The organism is Ochrobactrum sp. A-1, from assembly GCF_022488005.1.
GTDB lineage: Bacteria > Pseudomonadota > Alphaproteobacteria > Rhizobiales > Rhizobiaceae > Brucella.
In genome coordinates, this window is the sequence record NZ_JAKVQC010000002.1 from 66290 (window position 1) to 93084 (window position 26795).

Consider the following 26795-nt stretch of genomic DNA (forward strand, 5'->3'; position numbering starts at 1 on the left):
TGTCTGCGAGACGCTGGCCGATCACCTGAAACCCGAAAAGTGACTGCCAGAATTTTGCAATTCTGGCAGGGCCGGATCTGCTCGAAAGACAATGCCGAGGGATGCAGATCTGCATCTACCATCGTGAGCGGCGCGATGTTCTGATCGCAAGACGTGACGAAAATGCCGCTTTGACCAGGGCGACAACCAGCCGTCCTGGACTGCGGAAATCAACGAGGAGACATGGCGTTATGTCCGGACCTTCGTCTGAATTTTTGGCGGAATGCGAAAATGCACCGCGTCTCAATGAGATGTTTGCATTTTTTTCCGAAACGGCGGCTGGTAAAGCTGGCATGCCCGCAAAGCGGCCAATCCCCGACGTCCGCTTGCTGCAACACGATCAACAGTTGCTGAGCTTTAGCACCGAACATGAAAAATCATGGGGTCGCTTTGATCCCCATTATTTCAGCAGCATCCCCTATCGCCTCGAAGAGGAAATCAGGCTCGGTGCCGCGCTGCTGGATTATGGCACGCGGAAAGGGGGCGCCGGTGCGCCGGTCGGCTACTATGTTCTGGGGGCGGCCGAGGGAACAATGGCGCGCGTCCTCGGCAAAATGGCCGCGGGCTCAATCCTGACATTGTCCTGCAGTCCGAACAAGGAAAACGAGGAGAGCTTCCATACTCATGGCAAGCCTGAATTCTCGTCATTCTTTCTTGGGCCTTTTCACAGGTTGACGATGGAATTTATGGAAACCGATCCGATTTTGAAGCAACTGCCGGGTGGCTTTGATATCATCGTGGAGGATACGACATTCCAGATGTATTCGCCAAACCGGAGTGCGCAGATCGGCTTCGTCAAAAGTTTCCTAAAAGATGACGGGATATTCATTTTCAACGAGAAATTCAGGCACCCCGACGAGCAGCAATATGCTCACAGAGAACTGCAGAAAGATTTCGGCTACAAGGCAAGGTTCTTTTCGGCGGAAGAAGTGGCCCGGAAGAACAGGCTGATCCTCAAACGGATGAACGAGAACGAAGTCACGCTGGCGGAAATGGCGGCAGCGATCGGTGAACATTTCAATCACGCCGCTATCACCTGGAACAGCGGCAACTTCTATACACTGGCCGCCAGCAACGATCTCTGGAACCTGAAATCGTTCGCCGGATCGCTGTGCGAACCCTGCATTCCGTTTGAATATTGCTATGAGGATCTTCCCAAGGCACTACCTGGTTTCTCCACGAATGTGGCCCCGTTCCGGCAAGCTGTACGGGCGTGATGAAAGGGAACGCGCCCCTGGGTCCCGTTCGACTTTCGGTGAACCGGGCTGTCCTCGCGCCCTTCATGGGAGCAATGCTACTATCCAATATCGGTCGCACGGCCTACTTCGTGTCGGTGACCTGGATTGTCCTGACCCGGACTGACAGCGTTCGTCAGGTCGCGGCCATGCTCCTGGCGGGCGCCGTGGCCCAGTTTTTCTCAAGCGGCATTAGCGGTTACCTCGCCGATCTGATCGACCGACGGCGGCTTTCCATGGGTTTCGACTTTGTCCGTGCGCTGGTCAGCGTGGCAACGGGCATTGCAACGACCACAACAGCAGAAATCTGGCCGTTTTTCATATCGATTGCTTTATTCTCCATGGCGGACCGTGGATATCTAACATCGATGCAATCGATCGTCCCGTCGCTGGTGGCCCCGGAATGCGCTGTTCGTGTGAATGCAGCCTCTTACATGATGATGCAGTCCGGCAGTTTCATGGGTGCACTTCTTGCTGGAGCGTTCCTGCATCATCTTCCAAACAACGCGCTTTACACAGCGACAGCAACGATATTCCTGGTCTCCGCCATGGCGATCAGAAGTCTTCGTCTGTCCCTTGCCCGGTCAGGCGCGGCCGGGGGCGTCATCGGGTTCAGGTTGAAACACATTCTGGCGATACGGCATCTGACGGATAACCGACTGGTTTTTCCGGCATTTTACTACAGTCTTTCGTTTGCGGTCGGCGTGTTGATGAACGTCGCCATGTCGTCCTACGTTGCAAACGAATTGAAGGGCAACGCTGCGCTGTTTGGCTGGGCGGAGTCAGCGTGGGCGCTTGGCTCCGCGATGGTTTGCGTCTTCCTGCTGTTCGGTTTCGCCAGCGGTGTGCCAAAACACGGACTTGTTGCACCGCTATTTGTTTCTGGCCTGGCGCTCGTTTCTCTGGGTTTGATTCCCGATCCGCGGCTGACGCTGATCGCGACCCTCATCCTTGGTGCATCTTGCAACCTGGGACGCGTATTCATCGACGCTCGTGTTCAGCAGACCGTCAACCTCGGGTCGACGGGACGGACAAGGGGCGCGATTCATATGCTCTCCACGGGGGCAGGCCTTGCAGTTTACGCGTTGGTCGCTCTCCTCGGCGACGCATTGTCCGCCTCGTTCCTTTTCGCCGGTTCCGGCGTCCTCGTAGTCCTCGCTGCCAGCGGGGGTATGTTTCTTCAAAATTCCCGCGCTGCATCGGAGGCCGACTGTAGGAGACAAAAGTCATGAGTAATACCGCAGATCTTCGGCAAGCATTGAACCGCCTTGTCCCGCTGGTCAGCGATTATTGGGAGCGGCCGGTGGAAACATATGCCGCAGCCGTTTATGACGGGTTCGAATTATCGAAACACCCTGTCCGGCAGGATGCCTTTAATAAGTTTTATACCCTCCTTTGTCGCAAGGCAGCGCGTTCGGGCTATGATGCCGCCGAAATCGCACAACTGTTGGATCAGCTCCGTATCCGGCCCATTATCCAGACCGGGCCGCATTGTCACCTTATTATCGAGCCGGACGCATTTTTCACGCATCTGTTCTGTCTTGGAGGTTTGCGAGCTCAGTCGCAGAGCTGGTACATCAACTATTCAGTCTCCACCGTGAAGTTCACCGAGAAGTTGAAAAAGGGGCCCGGATGGCTACGGCTCGATGACCAGAACATTAATGTTTTCGGCTTGTCCCGCAGCAAGATGGCGTCGCTTAGCATTTTCAGTCGGCAAATGCCGCTACGCTTCGCCATGGTGCCGGAATGTTCACGTTCGAGCATCCCTCTTCGGAACGAATTGTTACAGATTTTGCCAGATGCGGAATTCTCTTCCGCAGCCGATGCTATCAAATCCGCGAACCGGACCCTATGGCGTAAGTTCTTCGGAACACAGGTGAACTTTCTCCAAATGGACGAAAGTGATATGGCCGAACTCGTGAGGGAGCATCTCGAGGACGAGGGTTCCTGGCTTTCGAGATGCTTTATCGAAAGACCCGAGCTGATCGGGTCGTTTATCTTCGCGGTACGTGAAGTTGATTGCAGTCCATGGGCCGGCTGGTTCAAATTCAATACAGATTTCTTCTGGATGGTCCGCGATGGCCAGATGAAGAGGTTGGAACTGGAAAATGGTGTCTTGCGCGACAGTTCCGGTAGATATCAGGTTTCCTTCAAGCCTCCCGCTCTGGCACGGGCCCTTCGAAGCGGTGAAATCGTGCCCAGCCTGTTTCTCGTATTTCTCGTTATTGCTATTCTTCCAGGGCTGCGTGTGCTGGGAGGCAGTCGGCAAATCATCTACTTTCCGCTGATGCGGTGCGCGCTGCTGAAAGCGCTGGATTCGTCTGCCCTTCCCGCAGACAGGGAGCTGGCAGCAGCAATACGGCAGGACGAACTGCCGAGCCTGTGGGGACACCGAACAATCGCGCCGACGACCGCTGAACCCTTAAGGTTGCTTGCGCGAGCAGGTCATTCGGCTGAGTCAATCGCGGAATTACTAATGGCCAGGACGCTTCGCGAGACTGCCTCGGATATGCCGGGCTTTTCAGCAGATGAGATGTGGCTTGAATGTTGTGCGCGTTTTGCCCGCCACAGGCAGGTTGCGCCAGGTACTTCGTGCCTTATCGACCCGTCGCAGATATTCAACGACCAGTTCTGACAAGGCGATCCGGATGATGCAAACGCGAAGGGAAACGATAACGATCAGGCGTATCGGTCTAAACGAGGTCGATATATTTCGTCGGATCCGTCTGGAGGCGCTTTCATGTGAGCCCGAGGCATTCGCAAGCACATTTGAAGAGTGGGCTTTGATGTCTGACGAGGAGTGGCGAAGTCGACTGAAAGAGCCGATATTTGTTGCCTTTGAAGGTCATATCCCGCTTGGCCTGATCGGTTTGCTGCGCGAACGGCCCGGACGAATGGCTCATCGTGCATCGGTTGTCATGGTCTATGTGCACGCTACTCTGCGCGGTTGCGGTCTGGCAAAAAGTCTTCTCGATACGGTAAAAAAGTTCGGGCGCAATGCGGGGCTTCGGCAACTTGAGCTGTCAGTCAAAGCAGAAAACTCCCCCGCGATACGTTTCTATCAGCGAGAGGGGTTTGTGGAGGTCGGGAGGATTCCGGCTGGCTATCTCGATCATGGCCGTGAAATTGACGATGTGCTGATGGTTTGCCGTCTGGTCAGCGATCAGGAAGCAGCGGGCGCAACCTGATCTGCATCGTACGATAACGTCACTTCGGATTTCGCGACAGTTCACGGGACGCCGCAGCGCTCGCTCAAACCCGCAAGTGCGCTTGCGTCTGTCGTCCCGTTCCTATAGACAGCGCGCTCGGCATAATGTCGAGTTTACTCCGTAGCTGAATGCACCACATCGCGCATGACTGCGAATATGACTATTCGTGAGATCTTTGCGCGAAACTTGAGAAAACTCCGGCATGCCAGGCGGCTGTCGCAGGAAAAACTCGCCCATCTGGCAGGCATTGACCGCACATATGTCAGTTCGCTCGAGCGAAGCGTCTATAGCCCTACCATCGATATGGTTGCTACGCTGGCGGCAATTCTGGAAGTGCCGCCGGAGGACCTGTTGCGAGCAAACCTAACAGTTCCGGGACGAGACGAAACGACACCGGAAGGCTGATTTCCACGCCGCATTGCGCTCTCGAATTCTGAGACCGAAAGGCACTGATTTACAAGGGCTAAACATTGTGCCAACCGGACGATAGCTCGAGAGGGACAGGCGCAGGAACTTTGGCGGTCATATCAACCCAAGGGCGTGCACCGCCGTCTGCGTTGTTAAGAGTTGGGTTTCGCTAAACGAGCATGCTGTTCGCTAGAAATGGCGCTCTGGCGGGAAATTGGGGTCATGTTCTTGGTTTTCCGATCATCGGCCATGAGTACGGCAAGCCTCAGCCGGCGGCAGAAACATATTTGGTAAATTTCTCAGTTAATTTTACGCGCTCCACTTTTTTGCAATCCACTTTGCGATCTCTACATCGCGGCGTTGCGCTTTTTTGATCACCGTCACACAAAGCAGGATAAGAAGGTTACCGCTTTATAATCTATTCTGCGATGATTTTGAGACATTGCATCCATGATAGCCATACATATGTGCTAATGTGGGTTTATGTATTTCTTTGGAGGTTTCTCCCATGCGCCGTCTGACAATCGACATAACGACCAGCAGCACTAAAGCCTGAAGGTGCTGGCGACCCTGCAGGGCAAGACGATTAAGCAGTATGCCCTGGAACGCCTGTTTCCTGGCGATGCTGATGCTGATCAGGCTTGGCACGAACTGAAAATGCTGCTCGGAAATCGTATTAATGAAGGGCTTGCGGGGAACATACCCACCGGAACGTCAGTGAAATTCTGGATGAAGAACTGACCGGTGATCGTGCTTGACGGCCTACGTCCTCACGACAGAGTCAGAAGCCGACCTGCGCAACGTCATCCGCTACACACGCAAGCAGTGGGGCGCTGCGCAGGTGCGTCATTATATAGCTAGGCTGGAACAGGGTATCGTCAGCCTTGCCGCCAGACAGGGCTATTTCAGGGACATGAGGGAACTGTAATCCGCGCCGCGGATGGCACGTTGCGGACATCACTACGTTTTTTGCCTGCCACTTGAGCGCCGACCCGCCTTGGTCCTGGCGATTTTCCACGAACGCATGGACCTCATGACGCGATTGGCCGATAGGCTTCGTGCGAGGGAGCCTTAAAGGATTCCGGCCGCTCTCCGACCTTCAAACACTTCGTCACCGTTCTCTCCAACATCGGAGGAGCATTACAGGGGGGATCAATCGATGCTCCGCTCTCACTACACCAACACAATTGGCCATTAACCTTAGCATGCTGCCGCCGATTGCAAGCAGCCCAAGAGGTTGGCATTCACATTGCACAAACAGCGTGAGCCTCACCAGATCTCCGTAGTCAGAAAATCCGAACAGAAAATGCCGATAATTGTGAGCACGATCCTTTATTTTCGCCAGTCGCCACAACAGTTTCCCGATTGCCTATTCTGCATGATGGGTGAAGCCCGTTACGGCTTGCCGATCACATCCTGGCCGCAAGTTGACATATCGTGAGCACGGTTTCGAATGACTTTACGAAGGCTGGCACCGGCAGGAATTCGAAACGCGAATGAAAGTTGTAGGCTCCGGTGAACATGTTCGGCGTCGCGATACCACGCTCTGACAAAACTGCGCCGTCCGTGCCGCCACGCATGGATATGAGCCTCGGTTCAATGTTGACTTTCTCGAGTGCATCGAGCAGCAGCTTCATTGGCCGCGGATCCTGTTTCAGACGGGGGCCGACGTTCCGGTATGCGTCGGTGAGGTGGTACTCCACGTGGCCAGCCGAATATTTGCGCCTTATAATTTCTGCGGATTCTGCAATTTTCTGTTTCCGGCGCTCAAAATTGTCATCGTCAAAATCCCGGATCAGCACGTGCAGTCTTGCACTGCTGTCGTCAGCCTTGAGATCGGTGAACCAGAAAAATCCTTCCTGTCCCTCCGTGTGTTCCGGTGTATCCATCGGATCAAACAGCGCTACGAAGTTTTGCGCCATCAAGAGGGGGTTTACGAGCTTGTTCTTCGCCGACATTGGATGCGCGCTCACTCCATGAAAAATGATTTCACAAGATGCCGCGTTGAAATTTTCAACGACCACTTCTCCAACTTCGCAGCAGTCGATTGTATAGGAAAAGTCGCAAGGGAAACGCGATAAATCCAGGACTTTGGCTCCCCTCAAACCGATCTCCTCATCCGGAACGAAAGCAACGAAAATGTCGCCATGGCATGTCGGGTCAGTGAGATGGGCGAGAACCGTCATTATGACGGCAATCGCTGCCTTGTTGTCTGCTCCCAGAACACTCGTGCCATCTCCTGTGATGATGTCCTGATTCTGCCAGCGGCGAATTTCCGGATGCTCGTCAACCCGTAACCAGATATCGGCTTCACGGTTCAGGCAAATGTCGCTGCCCGTGAAGCGGTGGACCGCGGGTCGGATTTCAGGAGACAGTCCAATATCGGCCGTATCGAGATGCGCGATAAATCCGATACGTGGGCAACCGGGACGCTTCCCCCGCAGAAGCGCTGTTACGATTGCCTGATCGTCTACGACCACATCCTGAAGCCCGAGCTCCTGCAGTTCGGTAGCCAGCAGGCGAGCCAATTGAAGCTGGCCGGGCGTCGACGGCAGTTCAGACGACGTGAAATCGCTCTGGCTTGGTACCGCAAGATAGCGGAAAAATCGTTCTGTCAGTTCTTGATCGCGAGTCATGATGACGGGGCTTTCCGTTGCTGAAATTGACCATTCCGGTTGGTTCGCGGGCAAGCGCGTGGACTTGGCGGCAAATGCGCAGTTGGGTCGCTCATATCCTGAGGACGCCGCAACCGTTCGCAATTTCCATGGCGGTACCGAACCGCTCGGACTGCGCGGCGAGACGCTTCAGGATGCGGTCCGCGGTTTTCCCTTTTGCCAGTTCCGGAACGAGGCGTTCCGCGTGCTCTGTATCGCCGGATGCCTGTTCGCCACCGATGATCAACGGGTGAACCTCCGCCTTGACGAGGCGGTTTTCCGAATCGAACGTGCACAGGCCGATTACGCTTTCCCAGACCTCGGGCGCACGCCACGTGCCCTCCTCTGAAGGGACATGGAATACAAAATTCCCCATGCTGTAAAAAATCGGCCTGTTTCGATAGATTTCGATGCCCTGTAAGACCGGCGCTCCATGGCAGACAAAGGCCGCCGCACCCGCGTCGATGCAGTTTCTGGCGATATTCTCAACCCATCCGGGGACGTCCAGCCAGTCGGAGGCCCAGTGATGATGATGCAGATAGGCTATTACGAGGGAACCGCGCTCGGCAGCGGTTGCGATCGTGTCCAGATTTCGGGCAAAATCCGGCCCGTCGATTTTTACGCTTCGCGCAAAGTTCTGTGAACGCCGGAATACTGCACGAGCTATGCAGATTTCATCCTCCTCGTTGACCGGGCGAGGATCGTTAGGTTGACTGTCGTTTATATAAGCGAGCTCGGTATATCCGACCTTCTCACGCATCGCACGCAATTCGTCGAATGCGGTGGCGTCAACGTCCAGGATCTGGGACAGGCCGAGCCGATTTATCCCGGGGCGTGCCGGGCGGTCGCCTCTCTCATCGTCTGCATACATGATGTCGGGACCCGGCCCGCCATCCATTGCCACAACCGCCATCTCCCGATTGCCAAACATACCGGTGCCGGCCTGCGCTGCGTCCCGATGATTGCGACCGATACCTGCATGAACAAAACCGCGCTTTTCCACCTCTTCCAGTGTCGATAGAATTCCGGAAGGACCGAGGTCGAAAGCATGGTTGTTGGACAGTGACAGGGCTCCAAAACCCATGTCTTTGAGAGCGTCGAGAACGAAAGGCTCGCTGCAATCGAAGTACGCCCCCTTCAACGGCCATCCTCCGTGGCGCCCTAAAATGGTTCCTTCGAAGTTGGTAAACGAAAGGTCCGCTGCTTTCAGGATTGAAATGACTTCCTGAAAAGCTGGATTGGAAATGTGGCGCGTGTCGTGCTTGATTAGCGATTGTCCGGTTATCGCAATAGTGGAATTTCCTGGCATCTGTGGCCCCTTCAGTGTTCAAGGCAAGGATCGACAAGTCAGGCGCCAGCAAAGCCCAACGGCTCCGCTGGAACCTCCCGGTTATCCGCTCAAAGGATAAATCTTCCCGAGCGCGCGTTGACGAGACTCCTCGTGTAGGCATTTTGCGAATGCGAGAAGATCGTTTCAGATGGCCCCGCATCTTCCACCCGCCCGTCCTTGAAGATGTAGATGAAGTCGCAAAGTTCCTGCACGACAGCGAGATCATGAGAAATGAAAATCATCGAGAGGCCACCTGTAGAAACCGTCTCCTTCAACAAGGACAGGATTTCTGCCTGGACAGACACATCCAGCGCCGATGTAGGCTCGTCAGCAACGATGATGTCCGGGCGCGCAAGGAGCGCACGGGCAATGCAGACACGTTGTTTCTGTCCGCCCGAAAGCTGGTGGGGATGCCGTGACAGAAAACTTCGGGCAAGACCGAGCCGGTCCATTATGCGGTCGATTTCCGTACGGCACGCGTCCCCAGTTCGGTTTTGCGCGAAACGGGCAGCCTCGAGCAAAGTCTGACCGATAGTCATTCTCGGATTGAGCGAGCTCGAGGGATCCTGAAAGATCATCTGCACCCGCCCCAAAAGTCCATTTCGCGATCCTCGGCGGGAAAGATCGAATCCGGTTTCGTTGATCAGCAACTCACCGGCGCTGGCCGTCTGCAAACCGGTGAGAATTCTCCCCATGGTTGTCTTTCCGCTTCCGCTCTCCCCGATGATACCGGTAATGCTACCGCGTTTAAGCTCGATCGAAACGTGATCGAGCGCCTGCACCGGTGGCGCCTTTCGAAATGGCCAGGGAAGGCCGCTCGTGCCAAATGTGCGGCAGACATCGCGAGCAGCCAGAAAACTGGACGGTGCCTCATAACGGTTCTCTTTCAAATCACTGGTTTTGTGCGCCTTGTTATCCGGACCTGATACCGAGGCGTCTGGTGATATTCGCAGTCGTGGAACGGCTGCAAGAAGCTTGCGCGTGTAGTCGTTGCTCGGCGTGTCGAGAAGGACCTCAACTGCATCCTGCTCGACGACACGCCCGTGACGCATCACAAGAACCATGTCTGCGATTTCGGCAATCACGCCCATGTCGTGCGTGACCAGAATGATCGACACACCGGTCTCATCGACAAGACGCCGCAACAACAGCAGAATTTGCTTCTGTACCGTTGCATCGAGCGCCGATGTAGGTTCGTCCGCGATGATAAGATCGGGCGATCCGGCAATCGCAATGGCGATTACAATACGCTGACGCTGACCACCGGAAAACTGGTGAGAATAATCGTCATACCGGCTTTCTGGAGCCGCAATGCCGACACGCGTGAGGAGTTCGATCCCCCGGTCACGGATCTCTTGCCGGGAAAAGGCTGGTTGCGAAACGCGTATCGCTTCCTCCAGTTGCTTTCCGATACTCATCAAAGGATCGAGCGACGACGTATGGTCCTGGAAAATCGACGCGATTTTCCTGTTCCTGATGTCGGTACTGCCTTCGTTCCGGCCGAGCCGGCGTCCATCGAAGACAACCGAGCCGGAGATTTGCTCGAATCTCTGCCCGAGCAAGCCCAGAACGGCGTTACCCAATGTCGACTTCCCAGCACCCGATTCTCCGATAACGCCCAGGATTTCACCCCTGCCAAGTGACGTGCTTACATTATGCAGGATCGGAACCGGTCCAGCCGTTGTGCGATACTGCAAGGACAGGTTGGTGACTTCCAGGAGAGGTTCTGGTCTCAAACTCATCTCGCATTACTCCTTGGATCGAGCTTGTGGCGGACATCTTCACCGACGAAGTTGACGCTGGCGATCAGTGCGAAGAGAGCCAGCCCCGGAAAGAAGCTGATCCAGTATTGCCCCGTCATCAGGTACTGGAAGCCGTTGGCAACCGCGGAACCGAGCGATGGCCGGTCCACCGGCACGCCGAGCCCAAGAAACGAGAGCGTTGCCTCAAGGGCGATGGCGTGGCCGATTTCGATGGGAATGAGCGTGAGTGCCGGCGCGATGCTGTTTGGCAAAAGATGGCGGAAGATCACGCGAGGAGGCGAGAGCCGCAGCAGATGGGCCGCATCAATGTAGGATTTGCTCCTCTCGCTCAATGCCACGGCGCGAGCGACACGGGCGTAACTTGCCCACTGCACGATAATCAGCGCGAGAATTATACGGTCGACGCCAGGACCGAGTGTCACTATTGCGATCAAAGCGATCAGGATGGACGGAAGGCTCAGGAATAGATCGACCGTGCGCATGATAATGGCGTCGATCCAGCCGCCAAAGTAGGCGGCGCTGACGCCCGCCGTCAGGCCAATCAGGCCTGCGATTGCTGTACTGACCAATGATACTGTCAGCGAGATGCGCAAGCCATAAAGTATCGTGCTGGCGATATCGCGGCCAAGTCCGTCAGTACCCAGTAGATAGGTGATGCCCTCGCCGCCGGCTGTTCCCGGCGGCGAGGAAGCTTCCCATCCGAACACCTGAAGGGGATCGTACGGGTTTTGTGGTGCAATCAGTGGCGCCAGGAGCGCAAGAAGGACGAAAGCGAGAAAAACTAATGCGGACGCGGTTATGGGAAAGAACGGAGGGTTTTTCCACAATCGCTTAACGGTGTCAGCATTCATGGCAGATTACCTTTATGACGAGTGGCGCACGCGCGGATCAAGCACCGCGTGGAAAAGGTCAACGAGTGCGTTAAGCAGGACGAAAGTAACGGAAACAAAAGTAAGCGTTGCCATCACCACGGGACGATCAAGCAATTGTATCGAGTCGATCAGTAGCTTGCCGACACCTGGCCAGGCGAAAATCGTTTCGATAACTACCGCAAAGGCGAGCATCGCGCCGAACTGAAGTCCGATCACCGTAACGATTGGAATGCTGATATTGGGCAAGGTGTGGCGGAATAGGATGCGTCTTGCTGATAGCCCCTTGGCTCGACAAAAGCGGATGAAATCCAGGCTCTCCACCTCCACGGTTCCAGCCCGCGCCAATCTTGCGATGAGTGCGATGTTCGGTATTGCAAGGGCGAGAGACGGGAGTACGAGATGCAGCAAGCCGTTCCTGGTCAGGAAACTCCACTCCAGGCCTAGCAGGGTGAACGTATCGCCACGCCCTCCGGACGGTAACCAGCCAGTTAGGACTGCGCCTCCCAGGATGAGCATCATACTTAGCCAGAATGCCGGAATGCTGAGCGCGAACACGTTGGTCCTGAGAATGAGCCGATCAAGGAAACTGCCGTGGCGTCTGCCGGCCAGAAGGCCAAGCAATACGCCTGTCGGGGCTGCAATCAGCATTGCGACCGAAGCCAGTTCAAAGGTTGCCGGCAGTTTGCTCATGACGAGTGCGAAAGCCGGTTGGTGATAGATGTAAGATGTTCCGAACGAGCCGGTGAGAAGCGACTGGACGAAAATCAGATATTGCCGCCAGACCGGCTGGTCCAGTCCAAGCGCGACGGTCGCATTCCTGATGTCTTCCGCTGTCGCGGTTTCCATGTTGACGATGTTGAAAACCGGGTTTCCAACGCTATGGATTCCGATGAATCCGATCAGCGACATGATGAACAAAAGCACCAGGGCCTGTCCGAGCCGCTTCGAAATTGCAGCAAGCAGACCCATGGTCATTCTCCCGCCGGCCTGGCCTGCATGGCCGTGGTCCAGCCGCGCGTATGAACCGTGTAGGAAGCAACGCGCTTGCCGTAACCTGCAATGTGGTGAAAGTGGTAGAGCGGAATTATCGGGTAATCGGACATGACAAGTTCGCTTGCCTGCGCTACCGCTTCGTCGCGCCGCGGACCGACCTCGATTGCCTCCGCCCTGACAAGCATTTCGTCGAACTTCGGGTTGCGGTAGTCGCCATAGTTGAGCGACCCGGATTTGCGCTTGTCATCGCGCGACGCAAGAACAGCATTAAGACAGATCGTGACCGCGTCGCCCGAACAGCCGGCATACCAGACCGGATAGTCGCCCTGTGTTAGCTTATTTGCATAAACGGAGAAGGGGGCAACGGCTGGCTGCACCTTCACGCCTATGCGGGCCCAGTTCTGCGCAACAGCCTGCAATGTTTCACTGTCACCGGGATAACGGCCGCCCGGACCGCCAATCATGACATTGAAGCCATCCGCATATCCGGCTTGCGCAAGCAGGTCTTTCGCGTCCTCGAAATCCGGTTTCCTGACCGTAAGTTTTGGCGATGTCCCGGGCAATCCATTTGGAAAGAGCTGCGCTGCGGCAGTGCCATAGCCCAGGAGGATTTTCTGCGCCAGAAAATCGCGATCGGTTGCCATCGTCAGCGCTTTTCGAACGCGAACATCCTTGAAAGGGTTCGCAATGGGCTTCCCCTCTTTGTCGGTGACACCCGGCAGCTTCTCACGACCTGTGTCAAATTGCAGGAAGTTGGAGCGCGCCGCGCTCGTGCTCTCAATGCTTGCGCCGCGGCGCTTGAGTGTGTCGACATCGCGCGCCGGAATGAAGTCCGCAAGATCGACGTCGCCGGTAGCCAGGGCTGCGACGCGCGCGGCCGGGCTTTCCACAACGCGAAATGTCACATCGGACCAGCCAGGCTTGCTCCCCCAATATTCATCGTTGCGGGTCAGTTTGAGGGTTTCACCGGATTGCCAGCTTGCGAACTTGTAGGGACCGGTTCCAATAACCGCCGAACCGCTATTCAGTTCGTCGGTGGTTTTGAAGCCACTGTCCTGATGCCGCGTGATGAAGACTGATGACAAGGAAAGCGGCAGAGCCGGGGCAGGGACGTTCGTTTCAAATATGACAGTGAGCGGATCTGGCGCGGTAATGCTTTGGATGGATTGGGTATAGGCTGCCATTCCCCCGCTCGGGGGCTTGAGAAAGTCTTGTATGCGCTCGATTGTCGCGATGACGTCCTGCGCGGTAAACGGCGATCCGTCGTGAAACTTCACGTTTTCGCGAAGCTTGAATTCCCATTGTGTATCGGAAATCTGCTTCCAGGAAACTGCCAGTCCGGGCACTGGCTGCATTTTCTCGTCCTGGTAAACAAGCCTCTCATAAATGTGCGAAAGCAACGATGCATTCTCGTTGAGATCGGCGTAATGCGGATCGAGCGTCATGAGTTTGTATGCCGTGGCAACCTTGAGTGCCTGAGCGCTCGCAGGCAATGCCGCTAGGCTTCCAAGAACCGAAAGACCAAGACCGGCAACGATCAGTGCCGGGCGGATTTGGCCATAGACCTTCATATGAATGCTCCCTTTTTGAATTCGCAGCACGCCCGGTCTGGATCGTGCTTCTCCCGCGAATGACAATTCCTCCTCACCGGGTTTGCGTCCCGGCTGGAAGCCCTCCTCATTTTGTAGAGTTTACTCTGTAGTGGAATACTCGACAGAACGCAATAACTTAAGGATGGATGATCGAGACACCTTTGCCCGGAACCTGACCAGATTGAGATTTGTGCGAAAGCTCTCTCAGGAGGAGCTCGGTTTTCGCGCAGGTTTGCACCGCTCGACGATCCAGAACTTCGAGAACCGCAAGCATTCACCGACTTTGAAAAATCTGGCTAGGCTTGCGGCAGCGCTCGAAGTGAGTGTCGAGGAACTGATCAAGCCCGAAAGGAAGGATTGATTGCTTCGTCCCGGCTCATCTCCAACAGATCGGCGAGTACGGAGCGGAGAGGTTTCCATGGAAACTCATCGCAATCCGGTTCGAGGACACCAAGGGTAATGAGCACATGCAGCTTGGCAATTATCCCTTCCAGCGATCTGGCCTGGGTTTCCCAAAGTGCGCGCGCCGCCGCCTGCTCACGCCCGGACGCGATATCCTCCGCTGCAAGCGCGCGGCTGTAACCGGACAATTTGTCAGCAACGTCGCGGAGGGCGTAGTGCTTTTTCAAGGCCTCTTTTGCGTTCTCGCGGGCCTCTTCCAGCTCGGGTCCCGGAAGGAACAGTTCGATATCTCTTTCAGATTTGACCTTCACGGGCTTCTCGCCTGGAACATCAATTTCAATGAAAGGCTCGCCGACGGTGCGAAGCATCTCTGTTTCCAGATGCTGCTGCAACCGGGAAATCTGGCAGAACTCCTTATAAGCTTGCTGCCACATATTCCATTTCGGCAGCGCCGGATCGATGCAGGGATAACTCGGAACCGGTTCGGTTTGCCTAGTGAGAAAGTCTGCTACGGAGAAGAGAAGGTTTCTATGGGTGCACGAAGGCAAAGTTCTGCTATTCTCAGAATCAGCCATGATCCGAGCTCCTTACAGCTTGGTTGTGGTCAGGTCGTTTTGGGTGGTCCTAACACCCAGAACGGCCGCAATTTCGGTAGGCTATAGGATAATCGCCCGATGTGCAACAAAATTCACCATGGCATGGTGATATGAACGGCCTTCAATGTAAGCTTGCCAGAATAGCATTGGGATTGAGCGTGTTGAGATTGGCGGCCGAAGCCAACGTATCGACACAGACTATCGTCCGCTTGGAGCGTGGAGAGGTGCTTCGGCCGAAAACGCTGGTTCGGATAAAAAATGTATTTGAAGATCGCGGTATTATCTTTCTTGCAGATGATCGTGGTTACGGAATTCTGAAAAAGACGTGATACTCAATTCTCCATTGGTCGCGCCTCTTTGACATTGTTCGTCATTGACGGAGCGTTGATTTTATGTGCCGTCAGGCTGAGCAGAATCTGCAGCGGCGGCTCTTCTCGACGCACCAGCCCATACATCATCGCATCGACATAGTTCGACACTTCCCGGATGTCGTCGATCGGCTGGCTGGTTGCGCTTCGGTCTCGAAGCGGAGCAGGTTCGAGCGGTGAAGATCGGCGCCGACGGTCGCAACGAACCGGCCGACGCCGAAACCATAGTCAGCTCGTGATCGCTATGCGTTTTACCTTCGACTGAGCCTTTTCGGTCTTGGGAAGCACGAGGCTCAGCACGCCATTTCTGAACCTGGCGTTTATCTCGTCCTCGACGATTTCCCTCCCAACCGGGATACGGCGCTCGAAACGGCCGTAGAAGCGTTCCGAGAACTGCTTGTCCTTGTCCTCAGTCTCAGATCGCTTTTCGCCGCGCAGGGTCAGCACACCGTCATCAAGAACCAGTTCGATGTCCTTTTCCTCCACACCGGGCACTTCCGCGGTTATGCGGATCTCCTTTTCAGTCTCGGTGATTTCAACGCTTGGCCACCACCGCCCGAAGGATGCCAGAGAGTCAAAAGCTGGCAGGTTTCGATCGAATGAGCGAAAGACATCATCGAACAGGCGATTGACTTCCCGGTGCAGCGACAGCAACGAATTCCGGTCTTCTTCACGATAGACAGCGGGAGCCTGACTGCTGCTCGTGTCACGGCCCCAGGGGATCAGGTCACGTACGCTCATGGTTACTCTCCTTCTGTTCTGAACAATTGGACACAGCTTCGCCGCTGGCGCCGGACGCGTGGCCCGGCGCCAGCGAACCGTAGACTGATAAAAGGGTCAGGCTGCGGTCTGCTCGTTGGTGTGCGAAGCGGCTTCAATCTCCATCATCTTCTCCTGCGGCGAGATCGCAATCCGACGAGGCTTCATCTCCTCCGGGATCTCGCGTCGAAGATCGATTGTGAGAAGGCCGTTGACGAGAGTTGCGCCTTCGACTCGCACGTGGTCGGCGAGCTGGAAGCGACGCTGGAACGAGCGTCCGGCAATGCCGCGATGCAGATACTGCGTATTCTCGTCGGTGGTTTTGCTGCCCGCTACGAGAAGCATGTTCTGCTCCTGCGTGATGGAAAGCTCGTCTTCGCTAAAGCCGGCCACCGCCATGGTGATGCGGTATTCGTCTTCGTCAGTCTTTGCAATGTCATAGGGAGGCCAATTGTCGATGCTCTCGACGCGGCTGGCTGCCTCCAGCGCATTGACCAGACGGTCGAAGCCAATGCTCGACCGGAACAGGGGAGAAAAATCAAAAGTGGTTCTCATAGCCACATCCTCCTTGAAGCAACATGGGTACAAGATTGTACGGCTTTTGGCCGGCGCCGCCCCGTCATGGCAGCGGCGCACAATCGATCTGGTTCCGTTATTTCTGAGTTTCAAGAGGGTGACGGCAGAAAATTTATACAGCGATTTCCGACTGTTGGAATTTGAGAAAAACTTGACCATCTAATGAGTTGGTTGGCAATACGAAAGGAGGTGGCATGAAAGAGGTCGCGCTCACTGGAAGAACGGATCGCTGAGATGCAGATGATTTTGGGACAGTCACGTTTTGTGCCGTTTGGCTTACCTTATTGGGGTTTGAAACGCTTCAATGAAGGAGAGCAAAACGTGACTGCACTTTATGATTACCACATCGGGGTCGATTACCACAAAGCCTATAGTCATCTGGTTGTTCAGGATTCCGCCGGGAAGACGCTACGGTCTGGCCGAGTGAAGAACGATCGGCAATCGCTTGCTTCATTTCTTGAGCGCTATCGAGACAACAGCCACGCTGTCGTAGAAGCCACGCGCAATTGGATGGTGATCTACGACTGGCTCGACGATATCTGCGACGATGTCGTGCTCGCCCATCCTTTGAAGGTGAAGGCGATCGCCGACGCGAAGATCAAGACAGACAAGATCGACGCAACCGTTCTTGCCCATCTTCTCCGCGCTGATCTGGTTCCAGAAGCTTATGCGCCGTCGGATAGGGCCCGGGAGCTACGCCTCGCGCTGCGTGAACGGATGTTTTACGTGCGGCTTCGCACGATGGTGAAGAACCGGATCGTGACAGCATTCGACCGTTATCCGGAGCAAACGGCGCAGTTGAAGAAGCTGGGCGACCTGTTTGGCAAAGTTGGGCGACAGCAGCTTGCCACGCTGGATGTGTCGGAAATCGACCGTGTTCAGATTGATCGGAGCCTGGCATTCATCGGCGACATCAACGAACGGATCAAACAGGCGGAAACCACGATCCGGGCGATGACGAAGACCAACGCAAATGTGAAGCTACTGAAGACCATCCCCGGTATCGGAGAGTTCTTCGCCAGACTGATCGATGCCGAGATTGATGACATTGGCCGTTTCCGCAATCCAAAGAAGCTGGCCGCCTATGCCGGTCTCGTTCCTTCGACCTATTCGTCGGGCGGCAAGACATATCACGGCAGGATCATCAAACAGGGCAACAAGTGGTTGCGCTGGGCTTTTGTCGAGGCTGTTCAGCCAGCCGTCGCGACCGACCCGCACCTTCGCGCCCAGTATGAGCATCTGAAATTGAGAGGAACCAACAAGGCGCGCGTTGCAATAGCACGCAAGCTTTTGACGATTGCCTTCCAGATCCTGCGTGATCAGCGCCCCTACGAGCGGCGCGACGCCAACGCAGAGGAAGGCGCATCGTCCACGATATCCCGGCTGTCCTGATGACTGGCTAGCGAGCCCGGCAGGTCTGGGCTGCGCTCTTAAAGGAGAATGGGAAGCCGGGAGCCGAACGCCACTCTGTGACCGAAGCCGGAAGAGAAACGGCATCAGGGGCACGAATTGGAGAATGGTTCAGAACCGAAGGGCGGCGAATATCTGTCCTTCGACGGGAAAGATTTACCGATCGGACCAAGTGCCGATCAAAACGCAACAGAACCCAGGGAAAAGCCACGCAAATCATGCGTTTTTGCCCTTGAGTTCTTTCATTGGAGACCAGACATGACCTATGACGATATCGTTTCAGTGCTCGGCTCCATAGACGATGATCTGGCGACGGAAATTATCGCAACGGGGGCGAGCGTTGATGAACTGCGAGAAGCGTGGAACTGGCTCAACAACGATGAGGCGCTGATGGGCGAAGGGCGACCGCTCCCGGACACACGCGTCAGCCAACTCATCGATCTGCTTGAACCTGATGATGACGGCGTGGACTGAGCTACGGAAGGAGGGTTGAAGAGACGCGTCGGTATGCCCAGATCACATGAGATCGTACAAAACGATCAGTTACTTGCTCTTAAAAGACGATCAGAAAACAAGGAGGAAGTGATGTCCGAGATCGTGTTCAACGAGCCCGTAATTCTGCGCATGCCCAAAAATGGCCTCCGAAAGGTGGCGACAGCTTTTGAAGCACTGGAATGCCTTGAGCGCGAATGGCCGGACTGGGCGCGTGGCCGCCGTTGGCGGAACGCCATGATTGCCTGTCGGGACGCACTCGATGGATGGCGCTCTGCGAAGGAGGCACGCCGGAGCTTCATGAAAGCTGCAATGCGAGCGGGCCTCGTTCAGGGAGCAAGACATACGCGAGTTCGGGATACCTTCGGTAGCCTACAGGGAATTCCCGCCGGGCTTCAGTGAACGGATATGACCCCGTCGACTGCTTTCCATTCCGAGGGCTGGATCAGACGATGGTGGGCGACGCGCACGGAGTGCAGCGCGCCCTCCAGCGTCTCGGCCCAATAGTCGAGAAAGCCGCGCAGTTCGGGAAACTTTGGAGCAAGGTCGTATTCCTGCCAGACATAGACCTGCAACAGGCTCGGGTGATCTGGAAGACGATAGTGGATTTCGGCAGTGGTCAGGCCATAGCCTTCCATCTGCATCCGGAATTCACGACTGACGATCGGTGGCATATGTCTCTCCTTTGTCGTTTCATGCGTGAAGACGATGGCGATGGTCTGCGGATCCGCATACGGCATAGTTCGCCCCGGTGTCGCCGCGATCAAGTCGCCTGAGCGCATCCATGATGACATCGAATGGGATGGGGCTATGCGCGCCCGGCGGCTGGCGCAGTGCGGGCATCGATTCGACCGCGCACGCGTCGGATGCCCATGACGAGAGAATGGCGCGCTTTTCGCTGCGTTCGAGCGTGTCGTCGCGCAGCACATCTTCGGGATGCCTGTAGTGGCGCGCCGGCGACAGGAGCCGGTCGAGCGCAATGTCTTCGGCTCGTGGTGCGAGAGAGGGAATGATCGTCGAAAAATCGGCTCGGCGCATTGCTGTCCTCCTTCCGTTTTCAGCCGTTCCAAAAACTCCGTTTCGATCAGGACTCCGGACCGCGCCTCCCGGCACGGCACAGAAGGAAGTTTGGTTAATCGCGCGAATTTTTCAAGTGCCCGGATGTTCGATAGTGCCTATTTCGTCTGCGATTACATCGCACTAGCAGTGAATGGTTGCGAGTGCTAAAAATTTTGCATTCCCCTCTTGAAATCGAAAATCGCCAAAACCAGATCGATACGCGCGCGACGCCGACAAGGGTTGCGCGGCCCCGCTCCAGTTCTCACCGGGCCGGAGCGGAGGGACCTCTCAAAATCTGTTTGTCCTTGAGGAGAACGATATGACGTTCCGTCCATTGCATGATCGTATCCTGGTTCGCCGCATTGAAGCCGAGGAAAAAACGGCCGGCGGCATTATCATCCCCGATACCGCAAAGGAAAAGCCGAGCGAAGGCGAAGTCATCGCCGTCGGCCCCGGCGCCCGCGACGATGCGGGCAAGATCATTGAGCTCGACGTCAAGGTCGGGGACCGCATCCTGTTTGGCAAATGGTCCGGCACCGAGATTCGGCTCGACGGCGAAGACCTGCTCATCATGAAGGAAAGCGACGTGATGGGGGTAATCGAGCAGACCGCCACACTGAAGAAGGTCGCCTGACGAATTCTTCGATCATCAACCAGTCAATGAAAGCTGCCTATTGAAGGAGTGATCCAATGGCTGCCAAGGAAGTAAAGTTCAATACCGAAGCCCGCGAGAAAATGCTGCGCGGCGTCGACATTCTCGCCAATGCCGTCAAGGTGACGCTCGGGCCGAAGGGCCGCAACGTCGTCATCGACAAGTCGTTCGGCGCGCCGCGCATTACCAAGGACGGTGTGTCGGTTGCGAAGGAAATCGAGCTCGAGGACAAGTTCGAGAATATGGGCGCCCAGACGGTGCGCGAGGTGGCGAGTAAGACCAATGATCTCGCCGGCGACGGCACCACGACCGCGACGGTGCTGGCGCAGGCGATTGTTAAGGAAGGCGCCAAGGCCGTCGCATCGGGCATGAACCCGATGGACCTGAAACGCGGTATCGACAAGGCGGTAGATGCTGTTGTCGCCGAACTAAAGGCCAATGCCCGCAAAATCTCGAAGAATGATGAGATCGCCCAGGTCGGCACCATCTCGGCCAACGGCGATTCCGAGATCGGCCGTTTTCTCGCGGAAGCGATGCAGAAGGTCGGCAATGAAGGCGTCATCACTGTCGAAGAAGCCAAGACTGCCGAAACCGAGCTGGAGGTGGTCGAGGGCATGCAGTTCGACCGCGGCTATCTCTCGCCCTACTTCATCACAAATCAGGACAAGATGCGGGTCGAGTTCGAGGATCCCTATGTCCTCATCCACGAAAAGAAGCTCTCCAACCTTCAGGCCATGCTTCCCGTACTTGAAGCGGTCGTCCAGTCCGGCAAGCCGCTCGTCATCATCGCCGAAGACGTCGAGGGCGAGGCTCTGGCCACGCTCGTCGTCAACCGTCTGCGCGGTGGCCTGAAGGTCGCGGCGGTGAAGGCTCCCGGCTTCGGTGACCGTCGTAAGGCCATGCTGGAGGATATTGCGATCCTTACCGGCGGCACGGCGATCAGCGAGGACCTCGGCATCAAGCTCGAGAACGTCACATTGGAAATGCTCGGCCGGGCCAAGAAGGTGGTGATCGAGAAGGAGAACACCACCATCGTGGACGGCGCCGGCTCAAAGGCCCAGATCGACGGCCGCGTGCAGCAGCTCAAGACGCAGATCGAGGAGACGGCCTCTGACTACGACCGCGAGAAGCTTCAGGAGCGCCTGGCGAAGCTCGCTGGCGGCGTCGCGGTGATCCGCGTCGGCGGCGCGACCGAGGTCGAGGTCAAGGAGAAGAAGGATCGCGTCGACGACGCGCTGCACGCCACTCGCGCGGCGGTCGAGGAAGGCATTCTGCCCGGTGGCGGCGTGGCGCTGCTGCGCGCACAGAAGGCACTCGATGCCGTAGAGACCGAGAACCCCGACCAGAAGCACGGCGTCGAGATCGTGCGCCGGGCCATCGAGGCCCCGGTACGCCAGATCGCCGAGAATGCCGGCGCCGAAGGCTCCATCATCGTCGGAAAGCTGCGCGAGAAGGCCGACTTCGCCTTCGGCTGGAATGCCCAGACCGACGAATATGGCGACCTGTTCGCGCAAGGCGTGATCGACCCGGCCAAGGTGGTGCGCACAGCCTTGCAGGATGCTGCCTCCGTTGCCGGCCTGCTGGTGACCACTGAGGCCATGATCGCGAAGAAGCCGAAAAAGGAAGCGGCCCCGGCGATGCCTACCGGCGGCATGGACTTCTGATCATCTCGCGCTGAAGTGACCGCTCCCGTCTCAGGAGCGGTCATCAGCAAAGCGTAGATCGGAGACGGACATGAGGCTCGCGCCAGACTTTGTCCGTGTATCTGCGCCTCATCATCCGCCTCCCGATGGCCGGATGGATCGGCGCGCGCCGACCGCGGCGCTGATGTTCCGAGTGCCGGCTCAGCTGTCGGCCTTCTCGGGAAACGACCGGCCACATGATCCAGAAACCCCACCTTCCGGCCGGGTTTATTTCCAATCGAGCAGGCGCGGACGGACCGGCCGCGGAAGATTTCTGTCGAGGCAGGCGTAGCCGATTTGGAAGGTACCGCGCTGAAGAAGCAGATAGGTGGTCTCAAGGCTAGCATCTTCCGCGTTCTCTACATGTTGGGGAAAAAAGATGCTGCCAGCCGCATGTACGCTTTAAACAAGACCATTGATTTCGCGAAGGGACTTAGATTGTTGGAGATGAGGCGGGCTTCATAAACTAAAGAGGGTGGTGACAGTTTTTGACCGCATGATAAAAACCTCCTCCATGAAAGGGAGGGAGAATGAACAATAAAGAGAGGGTTGAAACGCCGCGGTTATGGACTGTTCGCTGGATCGAACAGTTATCGTTAGCCAAATTCATGGTCTTTGCTGCAATTTGTAGCGCTATCACTTGCCTGATTTTAAGTCAGCTGATTTGAAAAAGCCCCGACACTCTTCCCGGAGTAGTCGGGGCCCCGCTCGGTCATGGGGTTGCATTTCTGGCCTTGCGCTATCGTTCAGAGCGTCTCGGATAGCCTGAACGATCTCAGGGCCACTGGCAGGGCCGGATTGTAAGCCCAGCTGCCTTGGCGGCTTTCACGAAGGATTTTCTGGCGGTGTTCGGCAGCCCTTCAAGGTCGGCCAGACAAGCCTGTAAGGCTTCCTCATATTCTTTTCCGCGTCCACTTTCAGGCCAATCGTTCAACAGACATCGCGCTGCTGTAGGGGTGTCGGGTACAACGCGATATTTTCCGATACCGTAAAGCTGGACGTCTACTGGCTTTCCCCAAGGCATATTCCCCTCCCGAACAACTTGCCCTGCCGAGGGACGAGCAACGGCAGGGCCGCGTCAGCGACGGTTGTGGTGCGGGATGTGCTGGCGCTGTGGCAGTTAGTTAGTCTGCCTCGCGTTAAACTCTATCTTTGATCTTTTGTTCCCGCCTAGGCGAGTGGATCGTATTCAACGGGTTGCGCACGAACCGTCCGCGTTGGGCCGTTGCTGTTGGCAGCTGGACATTGTTCGATTTTGTGGCGTCTCTCGAACCGTTGGTGGGCCAGACGCGCCGCGATCTCACAGATATACGATTGGTCTCTAAGACCGCTCTGGTACAACATGATGATGTACGATGTCAGGTCGGCAGCGGAGTAACCCTGGTCGCTTTCTTCAAGCATGATTGCAGCATGACTGAAACAGCTTCGCATGAAGTTGACTTCCAAAGGATGATAAATTCGGCTCGCTTCATTGAAAAGCGGCATGTCGGCCTCCCTTAGCTTGTGCTAGTTGAAGCCCCCAACAGTCCAATAAGACTGCGCGCTTTTAGCCTTTAACACAAATCACAATGGCCAGACCCCGAACTAGGGATTTATAAGCAGCCAAGTCGGCAAGGCCATAGGATGGCCGATGCCGGTATCGATTGGTCGGAGAAATAAGTTTAATAAAATTTCGCACGCAGCTAATTCTGGTTGTATAAAAAACAACCTAACCCAAAAGTAGTGAATTAATAATAGCACCGTACGCTTCCGTAGACTTCTTTCTATTTTTAGTAATTTAAAACTAGAAACGCAACAAGCAGTTATCCGAAGTACTGTATTTGTTAGAAAATACTGTATCGAGTTGTAGAAGATTCGGTTCTAGTCCCGCCACGTTTGGTGGGGGCAGTAGCATGAATTTTGGGCAGCAATATTACTGGATCGAATGTGGGCGGTTTAGTCGACTTTCCACGTCCCCGCCGGAAGCTTTGCGCTTTTGAAAGCTTTGTTTCCCCCATTCTCACCACCGACGCTGGCTTAGCTTGAGCAAGCCAGTCTGCTCGGTCGTGGTCTAACGAAAGCATCAGGCAAAATGAATCGAATCAAAGTGACCAAAGGTTTGCTCGCTTCAATAGCGATTGCATTGACCATGGCAATGGCGGTTTCACCAACCGTGGCACAACAGATCATCGCCGGAGGAGACCTCAATCCCGCTTATCCGGGCGGTAGCCCGTGGAACGTCGGGAGCGACCTCGCTATTGGCAATACAAGCTACGGTCGCTTACTATCCAGAGCGGAGGGGCGGTTATGCGCTGCCGCTGATGACGGCGGTTACCGCTTTCAGTACGTTGAATCGGCGGGTTCGGGTTACTGGCTTTCCGCTAAAAACCATCGGTGCGGCCAGAGGCTCCGTAGCACCGGCGGTCGCTGTGGTCGGCTTTGCAATGTGCGCGGCGTTGTCGCTGCTCGCATTCGCGAGTTTCGCTATCCCGGCCGCTTTAGCAGCCCCTCGCCGTCCAATCAAAGCAGAGTTTTCATCGCCATCGCTGAACGCGCTATCGCCGTGTCGGACGTTTCCTGTAGGCTAGGTGCGTCGTCATCGTAGGAGCCTCCGATTACGGTAGTCGGTGCCAATCAGCCCATGGTGTTGCGCGAAGGACCATGCCGCGAAGACCTTCATTGCCATCTTGCAATTCACTGGATCGAGCCCCATCCCGAGGCATTATCGATCCGTCAGACGGCGCCAACGACCCGTCAGGCGTCTCGTTCCGGCGGAAATCTTGGCTTGCGTGCGAAACGAGCGGGGGCCTGCAGGTGAGGGGGGGAGCCGGCGCATTACCGGAACAGTGCGTCTGCTCCGCCATCATCTGCCGATAGCACGGTTGCTGTTCCGGCTCTGGTCTCCATGGGGCTCACGGAAGCATCCAATCCCTCCGACTGACGGATCCCCTAAGTCCGTTCTGTTTCCATCCGGCAACCCCCGCGGCTTTCGGCCGTGTTGCCGCGCTGCGCGCGGCTGCCCGCTCCACCCGAACCTTGAGGGTCGAGCCGCCGCCGAAGGCGGCGATGCAGGAGTCTCCAGACAGCCTCGGCCGGGTCTCGTCGGAGGGAATAGTCCCTCCGCGAAGCAACGGAGACCAAAAATGCAGAACATCGTCATCCTCGCAGGCAACATCGGCCAGACCCCAGAAACCCGCACCAGTCAGGGCGGCATTAGAATCACCTACTTCACTCTCGCTACATCGCGCCCCCGCTACCTGGAAGGCAAGGTCGTCCGCGACAGCGAAGGCCGCCGGGTGCAAGACACCGAGTGGCACCGGATCACCGCCTTCAACGGCCTCGGCAATACGATCCAGCAATATTGCGATACGGGCATGAAGGTTCTGGTTCGCGGCCGCATCCACTACACCAAATGGACCGATCAGGAAGGTAACGACCGATACGGATGCGAGATCATCGCCGAGACCGTCGATTTCCTTAGCCGCGCGAAGCAGACCGAGAACGGCGGCGGCGACCAGGGCACCCACGACGGCGATGTTCCGTTTTGACCGGATGGAGGAGACCCGGCAGCGAAAGCTGCCGGGATTTTCCATCTTCGAGCTTGAACTTGCCCGCCACCACCGAAACGCCCCGGGGCAGGTTGCCAGCCGCGTCGGCCCCGCAAAAGGGGGATTATGCCTTATCGCGTTTGAGATTGTTGGTTCCCGGCCAAAAAAGTGCGATGAAAGCGCCGCCAAGTGGGAATAGAATTTTCGCGGGCGGTGTTTGGGACTCTGGATACGGCTGCGTCATGAAGTTTGTTCTATCTTGATGTGTAATGAAGTCTGGCCGATGATTGATTAACAGACGAAAATCGCAAAACCCATGCAACCGAAGAAGTCGCATTCTAATCTCGGTCCAGATCTTTTTGGGTGCTCGAGGAGCTGGTTAGCGCTTAAGGCGCCTGGGTCGCCGCCAAAGCCCAAAGTCGCTCCGCCGGGAGCGGTGTGCGGAACACGACCGGATCGATAAGGCTGTGTCGACCACACCATAATATTCGCTGGCGGGCAGTTCATCTCCCAAAGTTCACTACGGACGATGAGACCATCGAGGAGCCGGTGTCGAGTAACCGGCAATGGCGGTGGCGAGGACTCATCCCGACTTTCCGATGAGGCACAAACCACCCCGCTCTTTGGCCTCAATTTTGGTTCCGGTCCCGGCCTTCCAAGGTCAACCCTCAAGGGTCCGCTACGAAAGCGCGGTCGCTTCGGCGTCGCCTGCGCGATGACACCGGCCAAGACCAGAACAGCTCGGCCACGTCGAGCGGGGAATGGTCCCCGCCAAAACGGGAGCCGAATCATGAGCCTCACCATCGCCAACGCCTGCGGCGCTATCCTCGCCGCCACCCTGAGGGTCGTGATCGTCTTCCGTGCAGGCGATGGAAGGATGAGCGTGATGCCCACCAGCGAATATGACGGTGCCGAGGACAGCATTGTCTCCGAAATCGACCCCTTCTCGTAAAGGGGCGGTTCCCGCAGGAAGTTGCGACCGTGGCCGAGATCGCAGCCGCGCGGCTGGCAAAACGACAAGGCCATATCCGGCCGGCTGAGCGGCGCCAGGTTCCTGCTGTACTAACGTCAATCTTGGACTTGCATTGGAACACACTTTGCTGGGGTCGACGGTAGATCGACCGCGTAGAGATAGCGCTACTCTGAGCATAGTGTTGTTGGACACGGGAAAGTCACA

Annotated in this window: 30 protein-coding genes and 1 pseudogene; 17 read left to right on the forward strand and 14 right to left on the reverse strand. The window is 56.2% G+C overall.

Annotated features, from left to right (window positions below; all coding sequences use genetic code 11):
• Positions 1–230: 230 nt before the first annotated feature.
• The 7 genes from MKS82_RS01110 to MKS82_RS29615 all read left to right on the forward strand — a co-directional run bounded on the left by MKS82_RS01110 (position 231) and on the right by MKS82_RS29615 (position 5819).
• Positions 231–1256: a class I SAM-dependent methyltransferase gene (locus MKS82_RS01110; protein ID WP_112672678.1), complete on the forward strand. Its 1026-nt coding sequence runs from the start codon at positions 231–233 to the stop codon at positions 1254–1256.
• Positions 1257–1330: 74 nt separating this feature from the next.
• A complete protein-coding gene (locus MKS82_RS01115) occupies positions 1331–2506 on the forward strand; it encodes an MFS transporter (protein ID WP_240578256.1) in 1176 nt (391 codons plus the stop codon).
• Positions 2503–3909 carry a hypothetical protein gene (locus MKS82_RS01120; protein WP_196107417.1) on the forward strand — a complete coding sequence of 469 codons (1407 nt, stop codon included), beginning with the start codon at positions 2503–2505 and terminating at the stop codon, positions 3907–3909. The genes MKS82_RS01115 and MKS82_RS01120 overlap by 4 nt, the downstream gene beginning before the upstream one ends.
• Before the next feature lie 16 nt (positions 3910–3925).
• Positions 3926–4462, forward strand: a complete 537-nt coding sequence (locus MKS82_RS01125) for a GNAT family N-acetyltransferase (protein ID WP_196107421.1) — start codon at positions 3926–3928, stop codon at positions 4460–4462.
• Positions 4463–4639: 177 nt separating this feature from the next.
• Positions 4640–4888 carry a helix-turn-helix domain-containing protein gene (locus MKS82_RS01130; RefSeq protein ID WP_031346743.1) on the forward strand — a complete coding sequence of 83 codons (249 nt, stop codon included), beginning with the start codon at positions 4640–4642 and terminating at the stop codon, positions 4886–4888.
• A 561-nt stretch (positions 4889–5449) separates the two neighbouring features.
• Complete coding sequence (locus MKS82_RS01135) at positions 5450–5632, forward strand: hypothetical protein (protein WP_240578257.1); 183 nt, start codon at positions 5450–5452, stop codon at positions 5630–5632.
• Between the two features lie 13 nt (positions 5633–5645).
• Positions 5646–5819, forward strand: coding sequence for a type II toxin-antitoxin system RelE/ParE family toxin (locus tag MKS82_RS29615; protein WP_318284097.1), 174 nt, complete (start codon positions 5646–5648; stop codon positions 5817–5819).
• 481 nt (positions 5820–6300) lie between these two features.
• Here the strand turns inward: MKS82_RS29615 and pepT are convergent, their stop codons facing one another.
• From pepT to MKS82_RS01170, 6 genes are all read right to left on the reverse strand, one after another.
• The gene (pepT, locus tag MKS82_RS01145; protein ID WP_196107416.1) at positions 6301–7527 is read right to left on the reverse strand and encodes a peptidase T; all 1227 of its coding nucleotides are present in this window, start codon (positions 7525–7527) and stop codon (positions 6301–6303) included.
• Positions 7528–7618: 91 nt separating this feature from the next.
• Positions 7619–8854 carry a CapA family protein gene (locus MKS82_RS01150; RefSeq protein ID WP_196107415.1) on the reverse strand — a complete coding sequence of 412 codons (1236 nt, stop codon included), beginning with the start codon at positions 8852–8854 and terminating at the stop codon, positions 7619–7621.
• Between the two features lie 89 nt (positions 8855–8943).
• Positions 8944–10617 carry an ABC transporter ATP-binding protein gene (locus MKS82_RS01155; protein WP_196107414.1) on the reverse strand — a complete coding sequence of 558 codons (1674 nt, stop codon included), beginning with the start codon at positions 10615–10617 and terminating at the stop codon, positions 8944–8946.
• Positions 10614–11489 carry an ABC transporter permease gene (locus tag MKS82_RS01160; RefSeq protein ID WP_240578258.1) on the reverse strand — a complete coding sequence of 292 codons (876 nt, stop codon included), beginning with the start codon at positions 11487–11489 and terminating at the stop codon, positions 10614–10616. Before MKS82_RS01160 ends, MKS82_RS01155 begins: the two co-directional genes overlap by 4 nt.
• A gap of 12 nt (positions 11490–11501) precedes the next feature.
• A complete protein-coding gene (locus tag MKS82_RS01165) occupies positions 11502–12479 on the reverse strand; it encodes an ABC transporter permease (protein ID WP_122066810.1) in 978 nt (325 codons plus the stop codon).
• A 2-nt stretch (positions 12480–12481) separates the two neighbouring features.
• Positions 12482–14074: an ABC transporter substrate-binding protein gene (locus MKS82_RS01170; RefSeq protein WP_240578259.1), complete on the reverse strand. Its 1593-nt coding sequence runs from the start codon at positions 14072–14074 to the stop codon at positions 12482–12484.
• Positions 14075–14237: 163 nt separating this feature from the next.
• On the opposite strand from MKS82_RS01170, the gene MKS82_RS29620 reads away from it, so the two are divergent.
• Positions 14238–14456 (forward strand): helix-turn-helix domain-containing protein, encoded by a 219-nt coding sequence (locus MKS82_RS29620; RefSeq protein WP_021586775.1) that lies wholly within the window; start codon positions 14238–14240, stop codon positions 14454–14456.
• On the opposite strand, the gene MKS82_RS01175 is transcribed toward MKS82_RS29620, so the two are convergent.
• Positions 14434–14865, reverse strand: coding sequence for a hypothetical protein (locus MKS82_RS01175; RefSeq protein WP_240578260.1), 432 nt, complete (start codon positions 14863–14865; stop codon positions 14434–14436). The two genes, MKS82_RS29620 and MKS82_RS01175, sit on opposite strands and share 23 nt — an antisense overlap.
• Positions 14866–15203: 338 nt before the next feature.
• Here MKS82_RS01175 and MKS82_RS01180 point away from each other — a divergent pair, with 338 nt between their 5' ends.
• On the forward strand, positions 15204–15422 hold the full coding sequence (locus MKS82_RS01180) for a helix-turn-helix domain-containing protein (protein WP_031346749.1): 219 nt from the start codon (positions 15204–15206) through the stop codon (positions 15420–15422).
• Positions 15423–15482: 60 nt separating this feature from the next.
• Here the strand turns inward: MKS82_RS01180 and MKS82_RS01185 are convergent.
• From MKS82_RS01185 to MKS82_RS01195, 3 genes and pseudogenes are all read right to left on the reverse strand, one after another.
• Positions 15483–15634: pseudogene (locus MKS82_RS01185) on the reverse strand (Fic family protein); the annotation flags it as partial.
• 55 nt (positions 15635–15689) lie between these two features.
• The gene (locus MKS82_RS01190) at positions 15690–16202 is read right to left on the reverse strand and encodes an Hsp20/alpha crystallin family protein (protein ID WP_196107410.1); all 513 of its coding nucleotides are present in this window, start codon (positions 16200–16202) and stop codon (positions 15690–15692) included.
• Between the two features lie 96 nt (positions 16203–16298).
• Positions 16299–16775, reverse strand: a complete 477-nt coding sequence (locus tag MKS82_RS01195; protein ID WP_025090380.1) for an Hsp20 family protein — start codon at positions 16773–16775, stop codon at positions 16299–16301.
• A 342-nt stretch (positions 16776–17117) separates the two neighbouring features.
• Between MKS82_RS01195 and MKS82_RS01200 the strand changes: the two genes are divergently transcribed.
• The 3 genes from MKS82_RS01200 (at position 17118) to MKS82_RS01210 (ending at position 19100) form a co-directional block, all read left to right on the forward strand.
• Positions 17118–18188 carry an IS110 family transposase gene (locus tag MKS82_RS01200; protein ID WP_151558936.1) on the forward strand — a complete coding sequence of 357 codons (1071 nt, stop codon included), beginning with the start codon at positions 17118–17120 and terminating at the stop codon, positions 18186–18188.
• Between the two features lie 276 nt (positions 18189–18464).
• Positions 18465–18680, forward strand: coding sequence for a hypothetical protein (locus MKS82_RS01205; RefSeq protein WP_025090382.1), 216 nt, complete (start codon positions 18465–18467; stop codon positions 18678–18680).
• A gap of 111 nt (positions 18681–18791) precedes the next feature.
• Entirely contained in the window at positions 18792–19100 is a 309-nt protein-coding gene (locus tag MKS82_RS01210; protein WP_025090383.1) for a DUF982 domain-containing protein, read from the forward strand.
• Here MKS82_RS01210 and MKS82_RS01215 read toward each other — a convergent pair.
• Positions 19094–19372, reverse strand: coding sequence for an usg protein (locus tag MKS82_RS01215; protein ID WP_025090384.1), 279 nt, complete (start codon positions 19370–19372; stop codon positions 19094–19096). The genes MKS82_RS01210 and MKS82_RS01215 overlap by 7 nt on opposite strands.
• A gap of 19 nt (positions 19373–19391) precedes the next feature.
• Positions 19392–19736, reverse strand: a complete 345-nt coding sequence (locus MKS82_RS01220) for a hypothetical protein (protein ID WP_025090385.1) — start codon at positions 19734–19736, stop codon at positions 19392–19394.
• A 340-nt stretch (positions 19737–20076) separates the two neighbouring features.
• Between MKS82_RS01220 and MKS82_RS01225 the strand changes: the two genes are divergently transcribed.
• A complete protein-coding gene (locus MKS82_RS01225) occupies positions 20077–20391 on the forward strand; it encodes a co-chaperone GroES (protein WP_021586786.1) in 315 nt (104 codons plus the stop codon).
• 56 nt (positions 20392–20447) lie between these two features.
• Positions 20448–22073: a chaperonin GroEL gene (gene groL / locus MKS82_RS01230; RefSeq protein ID WP_196107409.1), complete on the forward strand. Its 1626-nt coding sequence runs from the start codon at positions 20448–20450 to the stop codon at positions 22071–22073.
• 793 nt (positions 22074–22866) lie between these two features.
• On the opposite strand, the gene MKS82_RS01235 is transcribed toward groL, so the two are convergent.
• Entirely contained in the window at positions 22867–23115 is a 249-nt protein-coding gene (locus tag MKS82_RS01235; protein ID WP_196107408.1) for a DUF982 domain-containing protein, read from the reverse strand.
• Between the two features lie 146 nt (positions 23116–23261).
• A complete protein-coding gene (locus MKS82_RS01240; RefSeq protein ID WP_196107407.1) occupies positions 23262–23576 on the reverse strand; it encodes a hypothetical protein in 315 nt (104 codons plus the stop codon).
• Between the two features lie 586 nt (positions 23577–24162).
• Here MKS82_RS01240 and MKS82_RS01245 point away from each other — a divergent pair.
• The 3 genes from MKS82_RS01245 to MKS82_RS01255 all read left to right on the forward strand — a co-directional run bounded on the left by MKS82_RS01245 (position 24163) and on the right by MKS82_RS01255 (position 26570).
• Positions 24163–24675: a hypothetical protein gene (locus tag MKS82_RS01245; protein WP_196107406.1), complete on the forward strand. Its 513-nt coding sequence runs from the start codon at positions 24163–24165 to the stop codon at positions 24673–24675.
• 538 nt (positions 24676–25213) lie between these two features.
• On the forward strand, positions 25214–25618 hold the full coding sequence (locus MKS82_RS01250; protein ID WP_021587167.1) for a single-stranded DNA-binding protein: 405 nt from the start codon (positions 25214–25216) through the stop codon (positions 25616–25618).
• A gap of 790 nt (positions 25619–26408) precedes the next feature.
• The gene (locus tag MKS82_RS01255) at positions 26409–26570 is read left to right on the forward strand and encodes a hypothetical protein (protein ID WP_196107405.1); all 162 of its coding nucleotides are present in this window, start codon (positions 26409–26411) and stop codon (positions 26568–26570) included.
• The last annotated feature ends 225 nt before the right edge of the window (positions 26571–26795 follow it).